Genomic DNA, 1,384 nt, shown 5'->3' with positions numbered 1-1,384 from the left:
CGCCGGCAGCCCCTCGAACTCCACGAACTCCTGCAAAGAGACCGTTATGAAACCGTTGCCTTCAAGGCCTTGACACAGCCCCGTTACCAGAGAGATCAGTCTGCACAAGATGTATAGATGAGGGTAGAACGGCTTCTTGCTACCGCTTCCTGCCACTCCTTGTCCGACTCGGGGACGTTCAAACCATAAGTGTCCAACCTGGGGCCGATCCGACCATAACCCACGCAGTCCAAACCCCACTCTTGGTCTGCCCCGAGCCATTCGACCATTACGTGATCGGGTCCAGCACCCAGCAGGACCCGCCCCGGATGGCCATAGAGGATGCGTACCAACCCATAGAGAACTGGTTCAACTGTGTCTTCGCGACAGAGGACCGGCAGTCCCTCACGCACTTGGTCCACTGTCAAAGTCCGAGGCATATCTTCCCTCCGCCACTCATGCCAGACAGGTCAGATGTTCGCAGCACGCTTTACCCAATCAGGGCAACGGATGTACCCCGTGCAATACGATGTGACGATCCCAAAGGACTTCCCGTCACGGAGCGTGCGCCCATCATGGATAGTCACAAGGATAGTTCTTGCGGTCACCTTGCAGGTGCGAAAGATCCATCGGCCACTGCATGTAACGTAATTCACTGGGGCTAGATATTCGCGCTTTTCGTCCTTCTTGATGGTTGACGCGTACATCCTGGTAGACGCATAAGCGGCAGTCTTGGTCACGTTGTGCTTGCGGTACATCTTGATATGCCCAAAGCCTCGCTCCTTAGTGAAAGCCGTGGCCGGCTCGTAATAGCCTTTGCGCAGATGCACCCCCCGACCCTCCCCGTCCTTCCAGTGGGACACCGTATTATAGCGGCCATCTGGCGCCGGGAGAGCGAGCGACTCTAGTTCCCTTGCACCTTGGGTGAGATCATTTGCATCGACCTCAGAGGCGGAATCTAGGGCAGCAACACTGGATTCAAGGGACACGGGGACTTCACTGCCAACTCCCCCGAGTTCCTTTCCCATCACGGCAAACTCTACAACCTCTCCCTGTGCGGCGAGGGAAGCGATATCATCCCCAGTAAGTGATTCATCCGCGGACTGCTCATTTTCCTCGACACCTTCAATCTCCGCCTGATAGGCTTGATCGGCAGCGACAGTGGGCGAGGTCGCCCCAGATCCCTCATCGGCCGAAGCGAATGTTGAGCCCGTGATGAGTACGGCGCCGGCAAGACTTTCTGCAATTGAGTTCACGATATTCATGTAGGGAAGTTAGCACACCGCCGCGCCCCTGTCGAACGCGCTGCGGAAGAAGCATATTGGCGGACTCCAGCCGATCACCTCGCCCGGGTTCCGCCCATTCTGGATTGGGTGTCACACCACCACTGCTACACCCTCAGATC

The 1,384-nt window shown here is 56.9% G+C and carries 1 protein-coding gene; it reads right to left on the bottom strand.

The window, feature by feature from the left end; translation table 11 throughout:
* Nucleotides 1–449 precede the first annotated feature (449 nt).
* Entirely contained in the window at nucleotides 450–1,244 is a 795-nt protein-coding gene (locus HMPREF3099_RS12250) for a hypothetical protein (protein WP_141761932.1), read from the bottom strand.
* Nucleotides 1,245–1,384 lie beyond the last annotated feature (140 nt).

Source organism: Kytococcus sp. HMSC28H12 (assembly GCF_001816045.1).
Lineage (GTDB): Bacteria > Actinomycetota > Actinomycetes > Actinomycetales > Dermatophilaceae > Kytococcus > Kytococcus schroeteri.
Note: the sequence above shows the minus strand (reverse complement) of the source record. Positions and strands in the feature narration are given on the sequence as shown.

What these genes read in the sequence shown, in the direction of transcription:
- HMPREF3099_RS12250 (WP_141761932.1), bottom strand. Translation starts at nt 1,244, where the DNA reads ATGAATATCGTGAACTCAATTGCAGAAAGTCTTGCCGGCGCCGTACTC.